Genomic DNA, 19279 nt, shown 5'->3' on the forward strand with positions numbered 1-19279 from the left:
CGCCCCGGCGCGTACCGCTCGCTGTCACACTGGAACCATGAGCACCGGCAGCAGCGATCCGAAGGAACTGGGCGCCTTCCTCAAGGCACGAAGGGCCGGTCTCGAACCGCTCCAGGTGGGCCTGCCCGACCCCGGAAACCAGCGCAGGGTGGCCGGTCTGCGCCGCGAAGAGGTGGCCCAGCTCGCCGCCATCAGCACCGACTACTACACCCGGATCGAACAGGGACGCATGCAGGCGTCCCTGCCCGTCCTGGAGGCCGTCGCCCGTGCCCTGCGCCTGAGCGAGGACCAGCGCACCTACGTCTTCGAGCTCGCCGGCCGCGCACCGGGCGGACAGCCCGCGTCTTCGGGCCGGGAGGTCACCGAACACTGCCGCCGGCTCCTCGACCAGCTCACCGAGTCCCCCGCCGTGGTCCTGTCCGACACCATGGACGTGCTGGCCTGGAACCGGCTCGCCGCCGCCCTCCTCACGGACTTCGCCGAGGTCCCGGAAGCCGACCGCAACTACGTCTGGCTCCTCTTCAACGACTCCGCCCTGCGGGACCGCTACGGCGACTGGGCCGCCGGAGCCCGGTCGTGCGTGGCCTACCTCCGCATGCACACCGCACGCGGCCCGCGCGATCCCCGCCTCCAGCGCCTCCTGGCCCGGATGACGCCCCACGCCGACTTCCAGCGCTGGTGGCAGACACGGGAGGTCGCCGTCCAGGGCACCGGCAACAAGGTCTTCCACCACCCCGTCGCCGGCACCCTCACCCTCGACTGGGACACCCTCACCAGCTCGACCGCCCCTGGCCAGCACATCGTCGTCTGGACCGCGCAGCCCGGCAGTCCCTCCCAGAAGGGACTGCGGATCCTGGCGGCCGCCGCACAGCGGGCGGCCCCGGCTCTCGCCCTCGACGGCGGCGCCCGCGAGGATCTCGCGTAGCGGGCCTCGCCTGCGCTGCATACGAGCGGGGGCGGTGCCGCTGTGGGGCTGGGCGACACGTGGGTCCAGGGTTCTTCGGCGGCTGGACGACGGGCCGGCGCAGCGGATCCGCGAACGGCGTCTTCGGCTTGGTACGGGAAGGGTCTTCCCATGCGTCCGGCAGCCGTCAGCTCAGCGCCAGAACAGCGGCCAGCACCACCAGGCCCTGGGCATCGCCCCAGGGCCTGGGGTGTTCGCCCGGCACGGGGCGGTAACGGGCCAGCAGGACGCTGTTGTACGCGGCCCACACCAGCAGCGGCAGCGGCTGGAGGAACAGGCCGATGAGGGCACCCAGGCCGGCCAGCGTGTACGCGGTGAGCCGGGTGCGGCGCTCACCGAGCACTGCCGGCAGGGTGTGGGTCCCCTCGCGCCGGTCGGCCTCGCTGTCGCGCAGGTCGTTCAGGAGCGCCGTCACGCTGCCGATCAGCGGGCCGGCGAGCGCCAGCAGCCAAGCGCGCGGATCGTTCAGGGCGTGCTGCTGCGCGGCCGGCAGCAGCACGCAGAGCAGTGTCCAGACGACCATCACGTACGGGAGTTTGAGGTGGGGGATCTGACGGGCCGCGAGCCGTTCGCCACGCCACGGGACCAGGGGGGCCGTGTACAGCCAGGCCGTGACCATCGTGATCGCGAGCATCGCGGCGCACCACGGCCGCAGCACGACCAGCGGCAGCAGTGCCGCCGCGCAACCGTACGTCCACCAGGTCAGCGGCCGGCGGTTCCGCTCCATCCAGGCCGCGCGCGTACTCCCGTCGCTCTGTGCCGGCTGAAGGCGGTCGCGGGTGTACGAGGCCGCCATGAGGAGGAAGGCGAAAGCGGCGATCGTCGGATCGCCAGGGCGTTCCAGGAGCAGACTGGTGACCCAGGTGAAGGCCGCCGCGCTGGCACCGAGGGTGATGTTGGTCCAGGCGAGGAAGGTGAACGGTCCGGGGCGGGGGCCGGGGCCCTGCACGGACCCGGGCATGGAACCGTGGGCGGTGACCGACTGATGTGGTGGAGAAGAGTGCACATGCGTCCAACGACGTCGACGCGCCGGGGTGACAGCCGAACGCCCACACCCCCAGCCCCCTCCACAGCAAGCGGTCAGGGGCGGAACTGCACGCGACGAGGGTGTCGGTGAGGAAAGGGGCGCCGTCCCAGCGTTCGGTGTGACGCGCGACGAACTCGCCGTCCGCGCAGGAGTCCCCCGGACCTTCCACCACGACGCTGCCCCGTGCCCCTGCTCGCCAGATTGCGCGACGTCGCCGACTCGGCGCCAACCGCTGTACCGATGTTCCTACTGCCGTCCATTGCCTCGGATGCGATGAGGGCCTGGTGTGGAGGTGCTGGTCACAGGCGTGCGAAACCATAAGGTGACCTTCCGGCAGTTCGGGCATTCCGCTACGCGTTGAGGATGAGGGCGGGCCAAAGGTGACGATCTCCCTACCTGGACCACCGGCCCAGGCGGCGACGGGCAAGCGTCGGCAAGCGGCCGCGCGGGCGCTGGACTTCGTGAGCCGCTCGGTCGGCCGGACCGGCGCGCCCTCCGCGCTGCTGTCCCTCGACCCCCGCTTCGAACAGGGCTTCACCGGGGCGCGAGCCCGCGGGATCCTGCGCGAGCACTTCGGTGTGGATCCCGGCTTCGATCTCGCCGGGGAGGCGTTCTCGGCGATGGTGTCGCTGACGCTCCTTCCCCCGGCCTTCAACGAGGCGGACCCGCATCTGATCCTCCGCCTCGCCACCCACGTGAAGGCGTGTCGGTGGCGTGCCCGTTTCCGGTTCTTCCCGGGCGACGGCGGCTTCCCGGCCGACACCGACTGCACCGCGCTGGCCACGGGCGCCCTCTTCGCACACGGCCTGCTCACCCAGGAAGGACTCGAACGGGGAGCACTGGAGCTCCTGCGTTCCGCAGCCCCGCCCCACGCCGGCCGGCACTCACCGGACCCCCGGAACGAGCGACTGAACAAGGACGTCTTCCTGGTGTACTGGGAGGACGGCGAGGAACCTGCGACCCTGCGCCGGGGCCGCAAGCAGGACGAAGTGGCTGCCGCGAACGCCCTCTACACGCTTCTCCTGGCCGCGCCGGACACCGCACGGACCCGTGCGGTCGTCGACGCGACGACCCGCCGCCTCGCCCACCATCTCGACTCGGGCCGCTATCTCGCCGGCACTCGCTACTACCCCTCCCCCGACGCCTTCCTGTATGCCCTCTCCCGTCTGTGCGGACGCTTCCCGGCCAGCGCCGCAGCCCTGGCCGCGCCCGCACGCAGGGCTCTGGCCGAACGCGACACCAGCATGGCGGCCACCGCCCGCACGCCCGCCAACGCTCTGGAAACCGCCCTGCGGACGCTGGCGGCCGATCACCTCGGCATCACCACCGGCCAGGAGGAACGCCAGAGCCTGCTCACCGAGTGCCAGCGCCCCGACGGCTCCTGGCCGCCCGCCGCCTATTACCGGATGGGGCGCTTCCCCGTCTATTTCGGCTCGTCCTACCTCACCACCGTCTTCGCGATGAGCGCCCTGCGTACGACACCCCCCGTGCGCCTGGCCGACGGGAACCGTGCCCGCTCCATCCGTGACGCGTAGAGGTCACTCGCCGGCAATCGCCCGATCATGTCGCCTGCCGCGCGCTGGGCGACCGGCCGTACGCGGCGCGGAAGGCAGGGCTGAAGCGGCAGGCGCCCGAAAAGCCCCGGCGGCGCGCAACACCGCCGACGGCCAGGCCCTCTCCGACCGCGGCGGTCACCGGCGCCGGATCCCCGGCGGTGTACGGGGAACACGCGCATCGTCCCGCGTCAGGGGCGACGCCGCGGTGAACTCTCGTTTCTGGTGGTCGTGAGGGCCCACAGCAGGAACGCGGCGCCGCTGATGCCTGCGCCCAGGGCGCAGACCGCGCCCCAGCCGGCCGCGGCGTGGAGCGAGGTCGCGGCGAGGGCTCCGGTGGCGCTTCCGGTCGCGTAGAAGACCATGTATCCGCCGATCAGGCGGCTGCCCGCGTCGGGGCGGAGTTCGTAGATCAGGGTCTGATTGGTGACGTGGACCGCCTGCACGGCGAGGTCGAGGACGACCACTCCGGCCGCCAGCGCCCAGAGCGAGGACCGTGTGAAGGCCAGTGGCAGCCAGGATGCGGTGAGCAGCGCCAGGCCGGTGCCGGACGTCCAGCGCGACAGACCCCGGTCGTTCAGACGGCCCGCCACCGACGCGGCCACCGCTCCCACCGCTCCGACCAGGCCGAACGCCCCGATCGCCGTGTGGGAGAGCCGGTACGGGGCCTCGCTGAGCGGCAGCGCGACACTGCTCCACAGGACGCTGAACGCGGCGAAGATCAGCATGCCGAGCACGGCCCGGATCCGGAGCATCCGTTCCGCCGCGAAGAGCGTGAGGGTCGAGCGAAGAAGTCGGCCGTAGCGCAGCGACGCGGGTGCGGCGGCGGGGCGCGGGAGGGTCCGGTGCAGGATCAGGGCGAGCAGGACGGTGAGCAGGGCGGAGGCCAGGTACACCGAGCGCCATCCGGCGAGGTCGGCCATGAGGCCGGAGGCCGTCCGGGCGAGCAGGATCCCGATGACGATCCCGCTGGTCACCACGCCCACGACACGCCCGCGCCGGGCGGGGCCGGCGAGCGACGCGGCGAAGGCGACCAGCGTCTGCGCGACCACGGCGAGGAATCCGACCGCGGCCAGGCCGGCGAGGAGCGCCGAGGCGGTACGGGCGGTGGCCACGGCGACGAGGGCCACCACGAGGAGCAGCAGCTGCGCCACCACGAGCCGGCCGCGTGCGACCACGTCCCCGAGCGGGACGAGCAGAAGGAGCCCGGCGCCGTACCCGACCTGCGTGAGGGTGACGACACCACCGACGAGCGCCGGGGTCATCGCGAGGTCGTGGCCCATGGTCACGAGGAGCGGCTGGGCGAAGTAGACGTTGGCGACGGCCGATCCGCAGGCGAGGGCGAGGAGCGCGACGAGGCGCTTGGGCAGGACGGGATCGGAGGTGCCCACATCCCGGTGCGGGGCACCGCCCTGCCCCGCACCTGCCGCATCGGTCTCCGTTCTGCGGTCGCGGACCATTCCGCACCCCTCCCTCGCATCTGGTTGCAACTTGCTACCACATGGGACGCTATCCCCTCTTGGTAGCATGTTGCAACCAAGGAGAGGGTGACGGGCATGGTGAAGAGGACGCGCTTCGACGACAGCGACTGCCCTGTCGCGCGATCGGTCGACGCCATCGGCGACTGGTGGTCCCTGCTGATCGTGCGAGACGCCTTCGACGGGAGCCGGCGTTTCGGGGAGTTCCAGCGCAGCCTCGGCGTCGCGAAGAACATCCTCACCGCGCGCCTGCGCGACCTGGTCGCCGGCGGCGTCCTCGAGTCCGTGCCCGCGTCGGACGGCAGCGCCTACCACGAGTACGTGCTGACCCCCAAGGGCAAGGCCCTCTTCCCCGTCATCGTCGCGCTGCGACAGTGGGGCGAGGCGCACTTCTTCGCCCCCGGGGAAGCCCACTCCGAACTCGTCGACCGCAGACAGGGCCGCCCCCTGCGTCCGCTGGCCGTCCAGGCCGAAGACGGAAGGACCATCGACCCCGGCGACACGGTGGTGCACAAGCTCCCCGCGGACTGATACGACGCCGATGGGCAGCGTCCCACCCCCTGTCCGGCCGACGGACCGGTTCGGTGCCGCCGTGCCGTGGTTGCCGTGGACGCGGGCCGGTTCGCCGTCGCGGCCTCGGGGGGCGACCGGCAGAGTGGACGCGGGGGTCGCGCCCGGGCCGAGGTACTGGCCCGCCCGCATTTCGGCGACCCGTACCCGCCCTCCGTCCTGGGCGTCCACGGCACGCTGCCTGGGCTCGCCCGGCTCTCAGCAGTGTTCGCCAGGGCTCATGTGCCGGCGGGATCCGCGGCCTCTCGGTTCACCACGGGGACAGGCTCATCCCCCGCTCGACCCACTCGCCGAAGGACACGGGCCGGCCGGCCCACCTCAGCGGCAGGATCTGGTCACAGGTGGCGCGGCCGTCGAACCACATCTCGCCTCGGTGCGGACCCGTGACGACGAGGAGGGTGGAGAAGCCGCAGCCGCCCTCCTGGAGGTACACCGCGCCGGCCGTCTTGCGCTCCTGCAGCACCCCGCCCTCGCAGTCCCACTCTTCCCATGCTTCCGCCTCCTCGCGAGGCGGCTCGCGCTCGTCGAGTTCCTCGTCGTAGGCGCGGTACGAGTCGGGGTGCGGGAACGGCTCGTTCAGCAGGTCGTAGTTGGTGCCTGTGTCGCCGTACCAGCCCCAGCCCCGCGGTCCGCGCCACAGCTGCTTGAACCCCCGTTCGGGATTTCCCCGCCGCAGGAGATGCTCGCGGTACTCGACCGGAAACGTGATCCCGAGCTCCGCCTCCGCCTCCCGCAGGTTCGCCTCGGTCAGCCTCCGCTCCAGCGGAAAGCCCTCCCGCCGCACGGCTTCCAGGTCCGGGAGCCCGGTCCGGCGGCCGTCCAAGAGGCGGAGGTACTCCGCCCTCCAGTCGATCTTCATGCGGCGAGGTTAGCCGCGACGGGTGGGGCCGCGGCCCCACCCGCCTACCGCCCCCGCCCCATCGCCGCATCGCCGCATCGCCGCATCGCCGCAAAGGTGATCCGGGTCACTCGGTGTCACAGGGGGCGGTGGTCCGGTGTCTTGTGGCCGAACGCCTTGAGACCGAGGAGGAAGCCATGTCTGACAGGAACAGCAGGAAGCACCGCGTCGTCGTCCTCGGCGCCGGCTATGCCGGAGCCTACGTCGCGGGGACCCTGGCACGGCGGCTGGCGCCGGCGGACGCCGAGATCACCGTGGTGAACGCAGAGCCGGACTTCGTACAGCGGCTGCGGCTGCACCAGCTCGCGGCCGGCCAGGAGATCGAAGCACCGCGGCTCGCCGACGTCTTCGCGGGGACCGGGATCCGGCTGCGCCTGGGCCGGGTCACCGGCGTCGACCTCGAACACCGGGTCGTCACCGTGGACGACACCGACACCGACACCGGCACCGACGGCGACGGCGACGGCGAGGCCGGCTACGACACGCTCGTCTACGCGCTCGGCAGCCACGGCGCCGACCATGGTGTCCCCGGCGTCGCCGAGCATGCCTTCGACGTCGCCGGCCGGCCCTCCGCGCTGCGGCTGCGCGACCGCCTGCACGGTCTGGAGGCGCAGGGCACCGGGGGGAAGGTGGTCGTCGTCGGTGACGGGCTGACCGGAATCGAGACCGCCACCGAGATCGCCGAGTCCCGCCCCGGCCTTTCGGTGACTCTGATCGCCCGCGGCGAGCTGGCCACCCCGCTGTCCACGGGGGCCCGAGAGCACCTGCGCCGGGCCTGCGACCGGCTCGGCATCACCGTCCTGGAGCACGCCGGCGTGGAAGCCGTCGAAGCGGGACGGGTGCTGTGTGCGGACGGCACCGCCCTGCTGTCCGACGCGACCGTGTGGACGGCCGGGTTCGCGGTCGCCCCGATCGCCGCCGCCGCCGGTCTCCAGGTGTCCGGCGACGGCCGGGTCGTCGTCGACCGCACCATGCGCTCGGTGTCGCACCCGGACGTCTACGCCGTCGGCGACAGCGCGCATGCCCTCGGCGACAACGGCCTCACCCTGCCGATGTCCTGTGCCTCGGCCGGCTATACCGGCCGTCAGGCCACCACCGCGATCGTGGCCCGCCTGACCGGCGGCGAGGTCAAGCAGACCGGGCTGGAGTACGTCGGCAACCACATCAGCCTCGGACGCCACGACGGCATCCTCCAGACGGTCGACCATGACGCGCAGGCCAAGCCGAAGTACCTGGGCGGGCGGAAGGCGGCGCTGATCAAGGCCGGCATCCTCCGCATGTCGCTGTGGACCACCTCCCACCCCACCTTCGGCCTCCCCACCCGGAAGCAGCGCCTGGCCGGGACGCCGGTGTCGAGCGACGAGACGCCGGTCCGCCCGGCCGGAAGCGGAACGGCCGCCCGTGGCTGAGCCCTCTTGCCGTCCCTCCCTGAAGGGAGGCCCTGAGGTGGCCGGCGACACCACCGACCTGCCGACGGAAGCGTTCCTCGCCCACCGGAACCTGCTCTTCACCGTCGCCTACGAGATGCTCGGATCGGCGGCCGACACCGAGGACGTCCTTCAGGAGACCTGGCTCCGCTGGGCCACCGTGGACCTCGGGCAGGTGAGTGACCAGCGGGCGTATCTGGTGCGGATCGCGACGCGGCAGGCGCTCAACCGGCTGCGCACCGTCAAGCGACGACGCGAGGCGTACGTCGGCCCGTGGCTCCCCGAGCCACTGGTCACCACGCCGGATGTGGCCGAGGACACCGAACTGGCCGAGAGCATGTCGATGGCGATGATGCTCGTCCTGGAAAGCCTCGCTCCGACCGAGCGGGCGGTCTTCGTGCTGCGGGAGGTCTTCGAGGTCGGCTACGACGAGATCGCGGAGGCCGTCGGCAAGAGCCCCGACGCGGTCCGCCAGATCGCACACCGCGCCCGCAAACACGTCGGTGCCCGCCGTCCCCGCACCACGGCATCGCTCGGTGAGGCCCGCGCAGCCATGGAGTCCTTCCGGCGCGCCATCGAAACCGGCGACCCGCAGGCCCTTCTCGATGTCCTCGCCCCCGACGTGGTGCTGCTCAGCGACGGCGGCGGCCTCAAGAAGGCGGCCCTGCACCCGGTCGTCGGCGCCGAGAAGATCGTCCGCTTCTACCTCGGCGGCACCGCCAGGCTCCAGGCCACCGTGACCTGGACGCCCACCCTCGTCAACGGGAGCCCCGCACTCGCCGCCCACGTGGACGGCGCCCTCGACGGCGTCATGGCCGTCCGCGTCGAGAACACCCGCATCACCGGCCTCTACTTCGTGCGCAATCCCGAGAAACTCACGCACCTCGACTCCGAGACCCCGCTCACCCGGTAGGACGGAGCCGCGGCTCCTCGCCGACCTCGGCACCGGCCGGGAGGGACAACCCGCCCCATGCCCAGGCGGGCGACCACCACGACGCCTCGTGGCGTCGCCTTCCTCGGAACCGCGGTAGTACTGCAGGCCCGGGCCCGGCCTGGACACCACCCTGCTCGCTGCCCCGGCCCGGCACCGCAAGGTCCCCGCCGGCGACGTCCGCGCGGCGACCGGACCACTCAGGAACTCCCAGAAGGGACACCACCATGCTCGTCCGCTCCACGCTCACCGCTGCCGCTGCCACTGCCGCTGCCGTCCTGATCGGCTCTCTTGCCCTGGCCGAGCCGGCCGCCGCGTCGGCCACGCCGGTCGCCGCCGACTTCGCCACCCTGAGCATCGGCCGGATCGGGGCCTCCCTTTCGGCGCTGACCGGGCTGCTCGGCTCGGTCTGCGGCGGGATGGCCCTGGCCCGCACCAAGGGCAGGGGGCGCGTCGCCACCTGGGCCAGGCGGAACGGGACGGTCACCGCACTCGTCACGGGCCCGATCGCCGCGACCGTGGGCGCCACGGTCGCGGCCACCGCCAAGGGCGGCCTCGGCACCGGCAACGGGCTCGGCGGAGCCTACGTCGCCGTGCTCCTGGGCCTGACCGCCGTCACCCTCGGCCGGCTGGCCCGCACCCGTTCCCACCGGACACGCTGATCCCCTCGGCCTCCGGCAGCACGGGGTGGCCGATCAAGCCCCGAGGCCGGAGCCCCTGTGGGTGCCCCCTCATCAGGTGGCCATGGTCTTCGTACTCCTCACGGCTGCCGATGCCCATGGGGGGGCCGCCCATAGGGTCCGCCTCGCCCCCTTCGTCCGTGCCGGAGCACGCTCCGCGTGGCCTGTCGGTCGAACGTGGTGAGGCGATCACCGAGTGATCGGGAAATTTCCAGCCTACGATCACAGGTGCTGAAGCCCAGTGACCGCGACCGCTGAACGGGTGATGTCGAGTTGACCGCACAAGCGCTGACGATCCTGCGCGCGGCCGGAGCCGAAGAGATCGAGCACCCCGGCGGAACCCTGCTGGCGCACCTGCAGCGGGTCAGCGCCCTGCTTTCCTCGTGGGGCGCTCGACCGGCGCTGGTGTCGGCCGGGCTGTGTCACGCGTTCTACGGGACCGACGGATTCCCGGTCGCGCTGCTGGACCTGGAACACCGGACGGAACTGGTCGAGGCGATCGGCGTCGAGGCGGAAGCGCTCGTCTACTTCTACGCCTCTTGCGACCGCGAGTCCTCCTACCGGGAACTGACCGACAGCCGGGGCCCGTTCGTCGACCGGTTCACCGGCACACGGATGCGGCCAAGCCTCGCAGCGCGCCAGGACTTCGCCGAACTCACCGCCGCCAACGAACTCGACATCGCGGCGATCAGCCCCGAGGCCCGCATCCGGTACGGGGCGGACCTGCTCGACCTCTTCACTCGATGGCGTCCCCTCCTGTCCGACGCGGCATGGGAACACTGCCGCGGCGTTCTCGGCCCCGCCGGCCACTGAACCTCCCGCACCTCCACGGGCGGCGGACGGCAGACCGCACGAGAGACGGGGCACCGGGGGTTGCCCCCCACCGTCCTGGCGCTGGGCCCTGGCGGCGGTCGGGCTCATCCGTGAGAGCCTCTGCCGCTCCCCCCTTGATGGACCATCACATGATCTTCATGCCGCTTCGACGGCACGAACCGACGACAACGAGAGCGAGTTCACCGATGGCAGTGGGACGCAGAATCTTCCTCGGTGCCTTCACCGCGGGCGCGGTCACCGTCGCCACGGGCTCGGAGGCCGCGGCCGCCGACGGCGAGTACACCCCTTACGCCTCACCGGCCCAGTTCTACGGGGCGTCGACGACAGCTCACACCGTCACGATCAACCACAAGGCTCCTTCCGGGGACACCGCGGCGCTGAACGTCACGTCCGACAACCCGGCCACTTCGGCCATGTATCTGACCGGCGTGGAGACCTCCCGCGGCACGCTGAAGATCTCCCACAAGGGATACGCCGACGGCTCGGATCCCGGGGCCTCCGGCCTCTCGATCGACCTCAGGACGGCCGGGACCGCGGCACAGGGCATTTTCGTCACCGCGACCGACGGTCCGACCAAGGGCGCCCTGATCGTCCTGCGGAACAACCCGGGCGTGGAGGACCTCGTCGTCAAGGGCACGGGCCGAACCGGTATCGGCATCGCCCGCGGTGCCACGCCCCAGTCCCAGCTCCACGTGGTCGCGGCGGCCGACGTCCCGTCCGCCATCCTCGCGGAGGGTGCGGTGCGGCTCGCCGACGTCCCCTTCGTACCGAACAACGCGCCGGCCTCGGCCGGTGGTGGATCCCTCTTCTCCCAGGACGGCAAGCTGTTCTGGAAGGGCGGCAACGGCACCGTGACCGAAGTCGCGCCGGCGTAGGGGGAGGACCACGGTGCAACTGACCCCCGAGGAATTGATCTCCGAATTCCACGACGCCGTCATGGAGCTGTACTTCGCCCGCAAGCGCATCGCCCATCTGGAGGCGGAGAACGCCCAGTTGAGAGCACGGCTGGAAGCGGTCGAGACGACGTCCGGCACAGACCCGGCCGTCTGAGCGCGATTGCTCCAAAAGCAGGCACGCGAGACAGGGGGCCTCCGCCGCACGGCGGGGCCCCCTCGGCCGTGAGGGCTCCTCCGCCGACCGGACAGCTCGCCCAAACGCACTCGCCGATCTCGCCCGTGCCCACGGCGAAGCCGCCGTCATCCGAGCCCAGGCCGCCCTCCCGCCCGCCGGCCACACCCTCAAGAAGAGCACCCGTCACCTCCGCCCTCGCCATGCCCGGGACCATCGGAGTGATGGCCGCCCTCGCCGGCTGCACGAAGCTCCGCCGCAGGCACACCCGCAAGCGCGCGGGACTCGCACGGGACAGCCAGGTGCTCCAGGCGTTCCCCTCGCTCGTCGAGCGCGGCCTCACCATGCCCACGCCCGCGGACTACGCCGCCCATCTGGGCGTCCCCGAGGACTGGATCACCCCGGCCGCGCTCCGGCACGGAGGGAGCACCGCCGAGGTGACCGCCCTGGATGCCGGGGCCGGGCCGGGCGACCGGGCCCGGGGGGCCGGATGAGCGTGCGAGGATGCGGGCGTGGTGACAGATGCCGAGTGGGCTCGGACGCGGAGCGGGCTGTGTTTCGGGCAGGACTTCGAGGGCACCGTCGTGAAGGTCCCGCGGCCCGGTGCGATCGGGATCTTCGTGGACATCGGCTTGGAGGTCGGAGGATTCGTCGACGTCGTGATGCTTCCGAAGCACGGCGACGCCTGGCCGGCGGAGGGCACTGTCACCGCTTTCGAGATCTGGTGGGCGGACAGCCGTCATCAGATCCGGCTGAAGCCGTCCGACCCCCGGTACCTGCGGAGCGACTTTCCGGACTTCGTCAGGCGCTTCCGGCCCCGCTGGCCTTCCGAGGTGGGCCGGCCCATCGGCGAAGCCAGTCCCCCGAGCCTCGGCGAAGGGCGCCCCGCCGTGACCTGACGGAGTGTCGGCCGCCTTCCTGTGAGTCCCGGACGCGGCGGCCCCCGTCGCCGGTTCCCGCCCTGTGCGGCCGAGGCTGGTGCACGATCGGGCAGCGACGAACCGCGGCCCGCCGGTGACCGCACGCGCTGAAGCCCGTCGGTCGCACCGCACGCGGGTCCGCGTACGTGAGTCACCGTGACGGGTCGAGTCCGTCGCCGTCCGGGAGTACGCGGCGGGGGGTCGGATCCGACGCGGAGGGTTTCCGCGCGGCGGACGGGGGCATGGAGCGCCGCCGACCGGCGAGGGCCTCCGCCGCCGCCTCGCGCGGATGCCGTCGCCGCCAGTACGGATTGTCGTGCGACAACTTGCTGGACACCCTTCCGTACATGCCGAAAGTAATGATCAGAAGGCCCATGACGAAGCTGAACACGACGTTGGTCATGCCGAAGTCGAGGAAGTTGGCCGGCCGGTCCAGCACGAACAGGTGGTAGAAGCCGCTCAGCAGGAACAGGGCCCCCACGATCATGTTCACCGTGGAGGCGACGTTGCCTCCCACCACCGCCCCCGCGAGCAGGACCATGCCCACCACGACCGAGATCACGCTCAGAGCGCTGTTGGTCGTCATGCCCGCGATCTTGTCCCCCGACGTGTCGAACGGGCTGAGCACGTCGGCGAAGCCCAGACAGCCGAAGACCAGCAGAAGACAGCCGCACACGGCTGCTCCGACTCGGTACACCGTGGCGAGGTGGTGGTCGACGGGAAGCTCTTCCTTGAGTTTCACGATGGGTGCCTCCTCGGCCTGTCACGCGGGACCGGAGCCCTACGTTCCGACTCTCATCGGCTTCTTCGCCTCAGAGGGCGATCCGGATGCGCGACCTCGTCGCCTCGGGGCTCCTGCCGCGCCTGTTGCGGCCCGCGTCCGCCACGTCGGCGTAGTGCACGGCCAGCGCCTCGGCCATGGCCGTCGACGAGTACGTGGAGCGGACGAGCCGCTGGGCCCGGCGGGCCATCACGGCGGCGTCCTCATCGCTCACCCGGAGCAGGCGCACCAGCCCTCTGCCCAGCGAGCGCGCGCTGGAGGTGTCGAGCAGAAGGCCGTTGACGCCGTCGTCGAGATAGTGCGGGACACCGCCCCGGAGGGGGCCTGCGGCGAGCAGCCCCGCGTCCATCGCCTCCAGGAGCGCGAGACCGAACTCCTCCTTCGCGCTCGGGCACACGTAGCGGGCGCGGAAGGGCCGCACCGGGGAGGCGAGGGACCGTTCGAGCATCCGCACGTCGGTGTTGGAGAGCGCGGGCAGCAGGATCAGCCGACGCCCCGCTTCCGGACAGGCCGTGACGGCCCGCCCGATGCGTTCCCGCATCGCGCGTTCCACGGGGTCCACGGCACGGGGGTGGCCGCCGACGATCACGAGTACCGATTCCTGGAAGGCTCTGGATTCGATCCAGGCACGCACCAGCACGTCCTGCTGCTTCACGGGGTGCAGCCGTCCGACGCAGAGCAGCACCACCGGGGCGCGGGCCGCGTCCGTCTCGGCCACCGCGTCGATCGCCCTGAGGAGCGCCTCACGCCGACGGGCCTCACCCGGCCCCGACCGGTAGGGGGCGATGCCCTCGGGAGGCGCGCTGAGGCCGGCTCCGCCGTACTCCGCGGCCAGCTGCGGGAAGTGCCGCAGCAGCTCATCGGTCCCGCCGCCCCGTCCGGCGATTCCGACCACGCGGTCCGCCCGCTCGACCAGACGGTCGGCGACGAAGACCCGGTGCAGGTCGTGTCGGACGGCGGCGGCGTCCGCGCCGGGTACGTCGTGCCGCTCCGTGATCTGGCGGTGGGGGTCCGGTGTGGCGGTGAAGACCAGGCCCGCGCCGGCCCGTCGTCCGGCCTCGGCCAGGGCGAGTGAACCGTCGTCGGCGTACCGGAGGTGCAGGACGTCGACGGGCCGGCCCAAGGAACCGAAGAGCCGGGTGGCCCACCAGGCCATCGCCTCGCGGTGCCGCCCCAGCTCCTCGGGACGGACCTGGTGGTCGCTGTCGACGGGAAGCCGGAGAATCCAGTGGCCGGACCTGCGCCGATGCAGGAGAGCCGGGTCCTCCTCCAGCTCCGGACGGCAGGCCGTGACCAGGGTGACGACGCCCGCGACGCGCTCGGTGCGTGCGAGGGCGTCCCCGAGAGAGCCGAGGAGAACGCCGAGACCGCCGCTGAGCCCCTCCCCCGGGCGGTCGAGCTGCCCCATCAGCATGGACTGGACGACAAGTGTGCCGGGCTCCTGTCCGATGGTCTCCGCCCCCGAGGGCGGAGGGTTGCGTACGGCGTCGCGGAGAAGCCGTTCGTACGCGTCGTCCGCGGGTCCGCCACCGGCGGGCGGGGGCCATGCTCGGCCGTACGCGGGGAGAAGGCGCCAGGCGGCGTGTCGTATGCGGCGCTCGTCCGCGTTCGCGTAGGCGAGGAGCGCGGCCGACGAGAGCGGCCGAAGGTGTCCGGCGGCAGCCAGATCGAGGAGGAAGGCGACCGTACCGGGCTCCCGGGCCGTGTGGAGTCCACGGCGAAGGGCGGTGACGGCCGCTGCCGCCCCGTGGCGGCGGACGGCCTCCGGCCAGATCTCGAACACGGCCGCCCGTGTGTTGTCGCAGGGGGCCAGGAGCTGGACACACGCGTCGGGCGAGGGAACCAGGCCGGCGCGCAGCCGGTGTCTCAGGCTCGCCAGGGCCATGTCGCCGGACGAGGCCCGCAGGGGGGTGCTGCGGGCGCCGTCCGGGCTGTACTCGGCCAGGACCAGTTCGGCCAGCAGGTTCGGGAAACCCGTGTGCCACCCGGGCAGACCGCCCGGCACCCGGCTGAAGTGCGCGGCCCTGGCCTCCACGAACGGGTCGGACGCATCCCGCGCACTGGCTCGCGGGGTGCGATCGGTCATGACCACGGCTGGACGGGGGCGTTTCATGGGGACTCCTCGACGACGTTTCGGCCGGCAGTGATTCGCCGGCGGTCACCGGCGTGGATGCACGCGTCGCAGCGAAGGTCACCGGCGCCCGCGTTCCGTGCCGGTGGGAGCCCGGCGCGGCCGCGGAGCGCTCCCACGACCTCGTCCATCGACATCGCCGCATCGGAGAACCGGCGCATCCGCGGGGCGTCCCTGGAGCGAAGACCCCGGCATGAAGTTCTCGCGCCATGGCGCCGGTGAGAGCCGCAGACCGCGCGTCGCGGTCATCAGCCCCCCGTTCCTGTCGCACGCCCAGCCGATGTCGGTGCTGGCGGGGGCTCTCGCCCGCGCCGGAGCCGAGGTGCATTTCGCCAGCGCTCCGTCCTTCGCCCCGCTGGCGGAGACGGCGGCGGTGAGGTTCGTCCCGCTGACGGTGACGCGGAACGCGAACAGCGGAGTCGCCCGCAACACTCCGCAGGGCGTGCGGGAGGCACGGCGTCTCGAGGAGTTCCTCGCCGCCACCCGGAACGGTCCGGTCGCCGCGCTGCTCACGCAGGCCCGCCATCGCGGTGACGACATGCTGGCGGACCCCGATCGGGTGCTGGCCGAGGTGCGAGCCCTCCACACACGCCTGGCGCCCGACTGGTACGTGGTGGACCAGCTGAGCTACGCGGTGACCCTCGCCCTGCACTGCCTCGGGCTGCGCTACACCACCTTCTGCCCCGGCCACCCCACGTACGTACCCCACTCGCCCGACGCGCTGTTCGGCGTCCCGTACGCCTGGCCGCGGGCGATCAGGCCCGACGAGGAGGATCTCGCCGCGTTGCGCCGGGCGGCGCGGGCGAACGATGCCTCGTTCACCCAACGGTTCGCGGCCGTGGCGCGCGCCCACGCGCCGCTGGCGAAGGCCCCTGGCCGCGCGTTCGCCCTCGCCTCGCGGCACGCGGTGCTGTTCAACTACCCGCCGTTCCCGTGGCTTCCGGAACGTCCGTCGTGCGACGCCAGGTTCCTCTACGGGGGCCACTGCTCACCGGCCGAGGAGCCGAGCCCGGGCGAGGCGTGGGAAGGCGTCGTGCGCCGGCTCAGAGCGAGGTGCGGCCGGCTCGTCCTCATCGCGCTCGGAACGTTTCTCTCCGCCCGTGACGACGTGCTGGCCGTACTGGTCCGCGGTGTGCTCTCCCAAATCCCGGACTGCGCCGTGGTGGTCGCCGCGGGCGACCGCGCCCCGGCGCTCTCCGCTCTGGCGGGTCCGAGGGTGCACATCGCGGACGTCGTCCCCCAGCGGTGGCTGCTGCGGCGGGTCGACGCCATGGTCCACCACGGCGGCAACAACTCGTTCACGGAGTGCCTGGCGTCGGCGACGCCCGCGCTCATCCTGCCCTTCTCGAGCGATCAGTTCTCGATCGCCCATGACGCCGAACGGGCGGGGCTGGCCACCTGTCTCGACCCTTCCGGTCTCAGTCACAGCGCGGCGGGGGCGGCCGTACGGCATGTGCTCGCGGACAGCCCGGAGGGGCTGCGCCGGTGGACGCGTGCGGTCCGGCACCGCGGGCCGGACTGGTCCGCCCGCGAGCTGATGCGGACGATGGCGGCCGTCAGTCCCGGCCGCTGACCGTCAGCGCGCACCGGCTTCAGGTCGGTCCGGGTCCGCGAGCAGACCGGCGAGCGTCCTGAGCGCCCGTCTGGTGTGGCTCTTGACCGTGCCCAGGGGCATGCCGAGGATCCGCGCGATCTCGGGCTGGGTGAGGTCGAGGTAGTAGGCGAGGAGGAGGACCTCGCGTCGCCGGCCGGAGAGGTTCGCCACGAGCGTGGCCATGCCCAACCGTTCGACGATGTCGGCGCCGGCGTCCGTACCCGCCTCGACCGGCGTACGGAACAGACGGCGGAGCCCTTCGTGCCGTCGTACGGCGGCGGCCGAGGCGTCCGCCGCCTTGTGGGCGGTGATGCCGTAGAGCCACGGTCCGAGGCCACCCCGACGGGGACAGTACCTGCGGGAGTGCAGCCACGCGTCGGTGAAGACCAGCTGGACGACGTCCTCGGCGTCCTGGAGATCGACGCAGCGCCGCCGGGCCCAGCGGAGGACCGCCGGAGACCACTCGGTGTAGACGGCGTCGAAGGTCTCCCGCAGGGTGTCGCCATGCGGGTCACCGCCGTGATGGCTGGTGCAGTACGGACACATGGACAGGGAGGGGCGCTCGGACACCAGTCGTCTCCGGATGGATCCGGGATCAAGGAAGGGGTCGCGATGCCGCCGGCCGTACCGGGTCCCTCAGGACGAGGCCGCGGCGAAGAGATGCCCGCCCGTCCAGGTGATCACGAGCGTCGCGTGCACGCCATCCAGATCGGCCGCATGAGTGGGCCGGCACGCTGTCGATTCTGGTCGGAGACTTCTTCGCCGTCGCCCGATGACGGCGGTGGAGCTCGCCGACGGCCGTGCCGGTGGCGAACGCGAGGGCGGGGAGAACGTCGCACGCACCGCTGTCTTCCTGGCCGGGTCCGTCCATGGCTTCCGCGCTTCCACCCGGACGGGCGGCCACACCGCATCCGCAAGACGATCTGCGGCAGAACGACGGGTACAGAGAGTCCGAGGAAGGGCGAGGACGAGCCCATGGCGGGCGGACCAGTCGCCTGGTCGAGGAACCGGGGACGGGTCGACCGGCCTCTGGGGCTGATGATCCGCCCGCCCCACGGTAGGAGGATCCCCATGGACACCCTGCGGGCCCACCAGGGCTCCGAGGCCGTGGCGCGCCAAGACACCGGCGACGGGGCCGCAGACCTCCACGCCTACCTCAGTTACAGGGACACCGACGCCGCGCTGACCTGGCTCTCCGCCATCGGCTTCAGGTCTGTGCGGAGCCAGAGGGCCGAGGACGGTTCAGTCGTCCACGCCGAGATCCGCTTCGGCGACGTGGTCCTGATGGTGGCCAGCGCGCACGCCTCGTACAGCAGGCCCGCGCTTCACGGGGTCAGTACCGGCAGCGGCCTGTACCTGTGTCTCGCCACTCCGACGGCGGTCGACCAGTGGTACTTCCGCGCGGTGGCCGCGGGCGGAGTTCCGGTGATCGAGCCCGAGGACACGGAGTGGGGCTCCCGGCGCGCCCGGGTCCTGGACCCCGAGGGACACGAGTGGAGCGTGGGCACGTACCGACCCGGATGAGCTCGCCCGCACGAGTCGGGCCTGGCCATGGACGGACGCGGCCCGAGCCTCCGAGCATGGACGATCTGGCCGACACCGAAGACGCCCGTCGGTCCCACGAAGTCCGGGCCGGTCCGCGGCGGCCGTTGCGAGGCGCGCTTCCCCCGGCCGCAGCGCATGGGGACGGTTCGCCGGACCGTCCCCTCGGACAGCCACGGCCCGCTCGGGTCCAGCCGCGGTCGGGACGAACCTGTCCACGGCACTCGTGGTGCTGCATCCGGGGTGGGAGACACGTCCGAAACAGTGAGGACAGAACGCCTCGTCCGAGGCGATTCCGGTTCGAGACCGAGGGCCCATGCCCCGGTCGTCCACCTGCGAGCGGAGGTGAGCAATGGGTACCCACGTACTCGAAGAGACCTCTCTGACAACTGCGGCCGGCGTCTGGCAATCAGGGCTCGCGCAGGTCCTCGGGGGACTCGTCCTCGTTGCCGTCATCATCGGTGCCTTTGTCCTCGGCATGAGGGCCAAGGACAAGGAACTCCCGCCGCCCGAACCCGAGTCACACCCTCACCGGCCTGCGACCGACCGGCTTCCCGGCGAGATGTCGGAGTACCGCCGGCCGGCTGAGATGCCTCATACCGATGGGCCCCATCGCCTCACGCCCTACCAGCTCAAGGGCGGCGGAACCGCGGGGTCCGAAACCTCGCCCGAGCCGCCGAGCGAGGAACGCCGAAAGTGGGGCGGCATCTCCAGCGGTGGCTTCGGCAGCGGTGGTGTCGGGCACGGCGACTGACAAGCCGGGAGGAGGCGTTCATCGGGCGGGGCCGGGCGGAGCCCCGCGGCGGGGCGCGGGCCCCCCGCGGAAACCGGGGGGGGGGGGGAGCGCGCCCCCCCCCGGCGGGCACCGCCCCCCCCGCGCG

General features: G+C 72.2%; 20 protein-coding genes. 14 read left to right on the forward strand and 6 right to left on the reverse strand.

The features are described from left to right. Positions 1–37: 37 nt before the first annotated feature. On the forward strand, positions 38–925 hold the full coding sequence (locus ACFVU3_RS13845) for a helix-turn-helix domain-containing protein (RefSeq protein WP_390066096.1): 888 nt from the start codon (positions 38–40) through the stop codon (positions 923–925). Between the two features lie 166 nt (positions 926–1091). Here ACFVU3_RS13845 and ACFVU3_RS13850 read toward each other — a convergent pair whose 3' ends face one another. Next, on the reverse strand, positions 1092–1925 hold the full coding sequence (locus ACFVU3_RS13850; protein ID WP_390066097.1) for a UbiA family prenyltransferase: 834 nt from the start codon (positions 1923–1925) through the stop codon (positions 1092–1094). 527 nt (positions 1926–2452) lie between these two features. Here ACFVU3_RS13850 and ACFVU3_RS13855 point away from each other — a divergent pair. Beyond that, positions 2453–3526 (forward strand): hypothetical protein, encoded by a 1074-nt coding sequence (locus tag ACFVU3_RS13855; RefSeq protein ID WP_390066098.1) that lies wholly within the window; start codon positions 2453–2455, stop codon positions 3524–3526. 209 nt (positions 3527–3735) lie between these two features. Here ACFVU3_RS13855 and ACFVU3_RS13860 read toward each other — a convergent pair whose 3' ends face one another. Then, a complete protein-coding gene (locus ACFVU3_RS13860; protein ID WP_390066099.1) occupies positions 3736–4935 on the reverse strand; it encodes an MFS transporter in 1200 nt (399 codons plus the stop codon). A 165-nt stretch (positions 4936–5100) separates the two neighbouring features. Between ACFVU3_RS13860 and ACFVU3_RS13865 the strand changes: the two genes are divergently transcribed. Beyond that, positions 5101–5553, forward strand: a complete 453-nt coding sequence (locus tag ACFVU3_RS13865) for a winged helix-turn-helix transcriptional regulator (RefSeq protein WP_390066100.1) — start codon at positions 5101–5103, stop codon at positions 5551–5553. A 289-nt stretch (positions 5554–5842) separates the two neighbouring features. Here ACFVU3_RS13865 and ACFVU3_RS13870 read toward each other — a convergent pair whose 3' ends face one another. Then, entirely contained in the window at positions 5843–6451 is a 609-nt protein-coding gene (locus tag ACFVU3_RS13870; RefSeq protein WP_390066101.1) for an SMI1/KNR4 family protein, read from the reverse strand. Between the two features lie 176 nt (positions 6452–6627). On the opposite strand from ACFVU3_RS13870, the gene ACFVU3_RS13875 reads away from it, so the two are divergent. The 8 genes from ACFVU3_RS13875 to ACFVU3_RS13910 all read left to right on the forward strand — a co-directional run bounded on the left by ACFVU3_RS13875 (position 6628) and on the right by ACFVU3_RS13910 (position 12329). After that, entirely contained in the window at positions 6628–7899 is a 1272-nt protein-coding gene (locus tag ACFVU3_RS13875) for an NAD(P)/FAD-dependent oxidoreductase (protein ID WP_390066102.1), read from the forward strand. A 37-nt stretch (positions 7900–7936) separates the two neighbouring features. After that, positions 7937–8830, forward strand: a complete 894-nt coding sequence (locus ACFVU3_RS13880) for an RNA polymerase sigma-70 factor (protein ID WP_390066103.1) — start codon at positions 7937–7939, stop codon at positions 8828–8830. Between the two features lie 245 nt (positions 8831–9075). Beyond that, the gene (locus ACFVU3_RS13885) at positions 9076–9510 is read left to right on the forward strand and encodes a DUF6223 family protein (protein WP_390066104.1); all 435 of its coding nucleotides are present in this window, start codon (positions 9076–9078) and stop codon (positions 9508–9510) included. 291 nt (positions 9511–9801) lie between these two features. Further along, positions 9802–10341, forward strand: a complete 540-nt coding sequence (locus tag ACFVU3_RS13890) for a DUF6817 domain-containing protein (protein WP_390066105.1) — start codon at positions 9802–9804, stop codon at positions 10339–10341. 206 nt (positions 10342–10547) lie between these two features. Next, positions 10548–11237 (forward strand): hyaluronoglucosaminidase, encoded by a 690-nt coding sequence (locus ACFVU3_RS13895; RefSeq protein ID WP_390066106.1) that lies wholly within the window; start codon positions 10548–10550, stop codon positions 11235–11237. A gap of 13 nt (positions 11238–11250) precedes the next feature. Continuing rightward, on the forward strand, positions 11251–11412 hold the full coding sequence (locus tag ACFVU3_RS13900; RefSeq protein WP_390066107.1) for a hypothetical protein: 162 nt from the start codon (positions 11251–11253) through the stop codon (positions 11410–11412). A gap of 221 nt (positions 11413–11633) precedes the next feature. Beyond that, positions 11634–11924, forward strand: a complete 291-nt coding sequence (locus tag ACFVU3_RS13905; protein ID WP_390066108.1) for a hypothetical protein — start codon at positions 11634–11636, stop codon at positions 11922–11924. An 18-nt stretch (positions 11925–11942) separates the two neighbouring features. Further along, complete coding sequence (locus ACFVU3_RS13910; protein ID WP_390066109.1) at positions 11943–12329, forward strand: hypothetical protein; 387 nt, start codon at positions 11943–11945, stop codon at positions 12327–12329. Between the two features lie 172 nt (positions 12330–12501). On the opposite strand, the gene ACFVU3_RS13915 is transcribed toward ACFVU3_RS13910, so the two are convergent. Then, positions 12502–13092, reverse strand: a complete 591-nt coding sequence (locus ACFVU3_RS13915; RefSeq protein ID WP_390066110.1) for a DUF4383 domain-containing protein — start codon at positions 13090–13092, stop codon at positions 12502–12504. A gap of 70 nt (positions 13093–13162) precedes the next feature. Beyond that, a complete protein-coding gene (locus ACFVU3_RS13920; protein ID WP_390066111.1) occupies positions 13163–15244 on the reverse strand; it encodes a glycosyltransferase family 4 protein in 2082 nt (693 codons plus the stop codon). A gap of 211 nt (positions 15245–15455) precedes the next feature. Here ACFVU3_RS13920 and ACFVU3_RS13925 point away from each other — a divergent pair, with 211 nt between their 5' ends. Next, positions 15456–16835: a nucleotide disphospho-sugar-binding domain-containing protein gene (locus ACFVU3_RS13925; protein WP_390066112.1), complete on the forward strand. Its 1380-nt coding sequence runs from the start codon at positions 15456–15458 to the stop codon at positions 16833–16835. Between the two features lie 3 nt (positions 16836–16838). On the opposite strand, the gene ACFVU3_RS13930 is transcribed toward ACFVU3_RS13925, so the two are convergent. Further along, positions 16839–17426: an RNA polymerase sigma factor gene (locus ACFVU3_RS13930; protein ID WP_390066113.1), complete on the reverse strand. Its 588-nt coding sequence runs from the start codon at positions 17424–17426 to the stop codon at positions 16839–16841. 501 nt (positions 17427–17927) lie between these two features. Here ACFVU3_RS13930 and ACFVU3_RS13935 point away from each other — a divergent pair. Next, positions 17928–18380, forward strand: a complete 453-nt coding sequence (locus ACFVU3_RS13935; protein ID WP_390066114.1) for a VOC family protein — start codon at positions 17928–17930, stop codon at positions 18378–18380. A gap of 370 nt (positions 18381–18750) precedes the next feature. Further along, a complete protein-coding gene (locus ACFVU3_RS13940) occupies positions 18751–19152 on the forward strand; it encodes a DUF6479 family protein (protein WP_390066115.1) in 402 nt (133 codons plus the stop codon). Positions 19153–19279: the final 127 nt, after the last annotated feature.

The organism is Streptomyces sp. NPDC058052 (assembly GCF_042885515.1).
GTDB lineage: Bacteria > Actinomycetota > Actinomycetes > Streptomycetales > Streptomycetaceae > Streptomyces.

Excerpts from the sequence above, each read along its gene's own strand:
- ACFVU3_RS13845 (WP_390066096.1), top strand. The coding sequence starts at position 38 with ATGAGCACCGGCAGCAGCGATCCGAAGGAACTGGGCGCCTTCCTCAAG.
- ACFVU3_RS13850 (WP_390066097.1), bottom strand. The coding sequence starts at position 1,925 with ATGCCCGGGTCCGTGCAGGGCCCCGGCCCCCGCCCCGGACCGTTCACC.
- ACFVU3_RS13865 (WP_390066100.1), top strand. The coding sequence starts at position 5,101 with ATGGTGAAGAGGACGCGCTTCGACGACAGCGACTGCCCTGTCGCGCGA.
- ACFVU3_RS13870 (WP_390066101.1), bottom strand. The coding sequence starts at position 6,451 with ATGAAGATCGACTGGAGGGCGGAGTACCTCCGCCTCTTGGACGGCCGC.
- ACFVU3_RS13875 (WP_390066102.1), top strand. The coding sequence starts at position 6,628 with ATGTCTGACAGGAACAGCAGGAAGCACCGCGTCGTCGTCCTCGGCGCC.
- ACFVU3_RS13885 (WP_390066104.1), top strand. The coding sequence starts at position 9,076 with ATGCTCGTCCGCTCCACGCTCACCGCTGCCGCTGCCACTGCCGCTGCC.
- ACFVU3_RS13895 (WP_390066106.1), top strand. The coding sequence starts at position 10,548 with ATGGCAGTGGGACGCAGAATCTTCCTCGGTGCCTTCACCGCGGGCGCG.
- ACFVU3_RS13905 (WP_390066108.1), top strand. The coding sequence starts at position 11,634 with ATGCCCGGGACCATCGGAGTGATGGCCGCCCTCGCCGGCTGCACGAAG.
- ACFVU3_RS13920 (WP_390066111.1), bottom strand. The coding sequence starts at position 15,244 with ATGAAACGCCCCCGTCCAGCCGTGGTCATGACCGATCGCACCCCGCGA.
- ACFVU3_RS13925 (WP_390066112.1), top strand. The coding sequence starts at position 15,456 with ATGAAGTTCTCGCGCCATGGCGCCGGTGAGAGCCGCAGACCGCGCGTC.
- ACFVU3_RS13935 (WP_390066114.1), top strand. The coding sequence starts at position 17,928 with ATGGACACCCTGCGGGCCCACCAGGGCTCCGAGGCCGTGGCGCGCCAA.
- ACFVU3_RS13940 (WP_390066115.1), top strand. The coding sequence starts at position 18,751 with ATGGGTACCCACGTACTCGAAGAGACCTCTCTGACAACTGCGGCCGGC.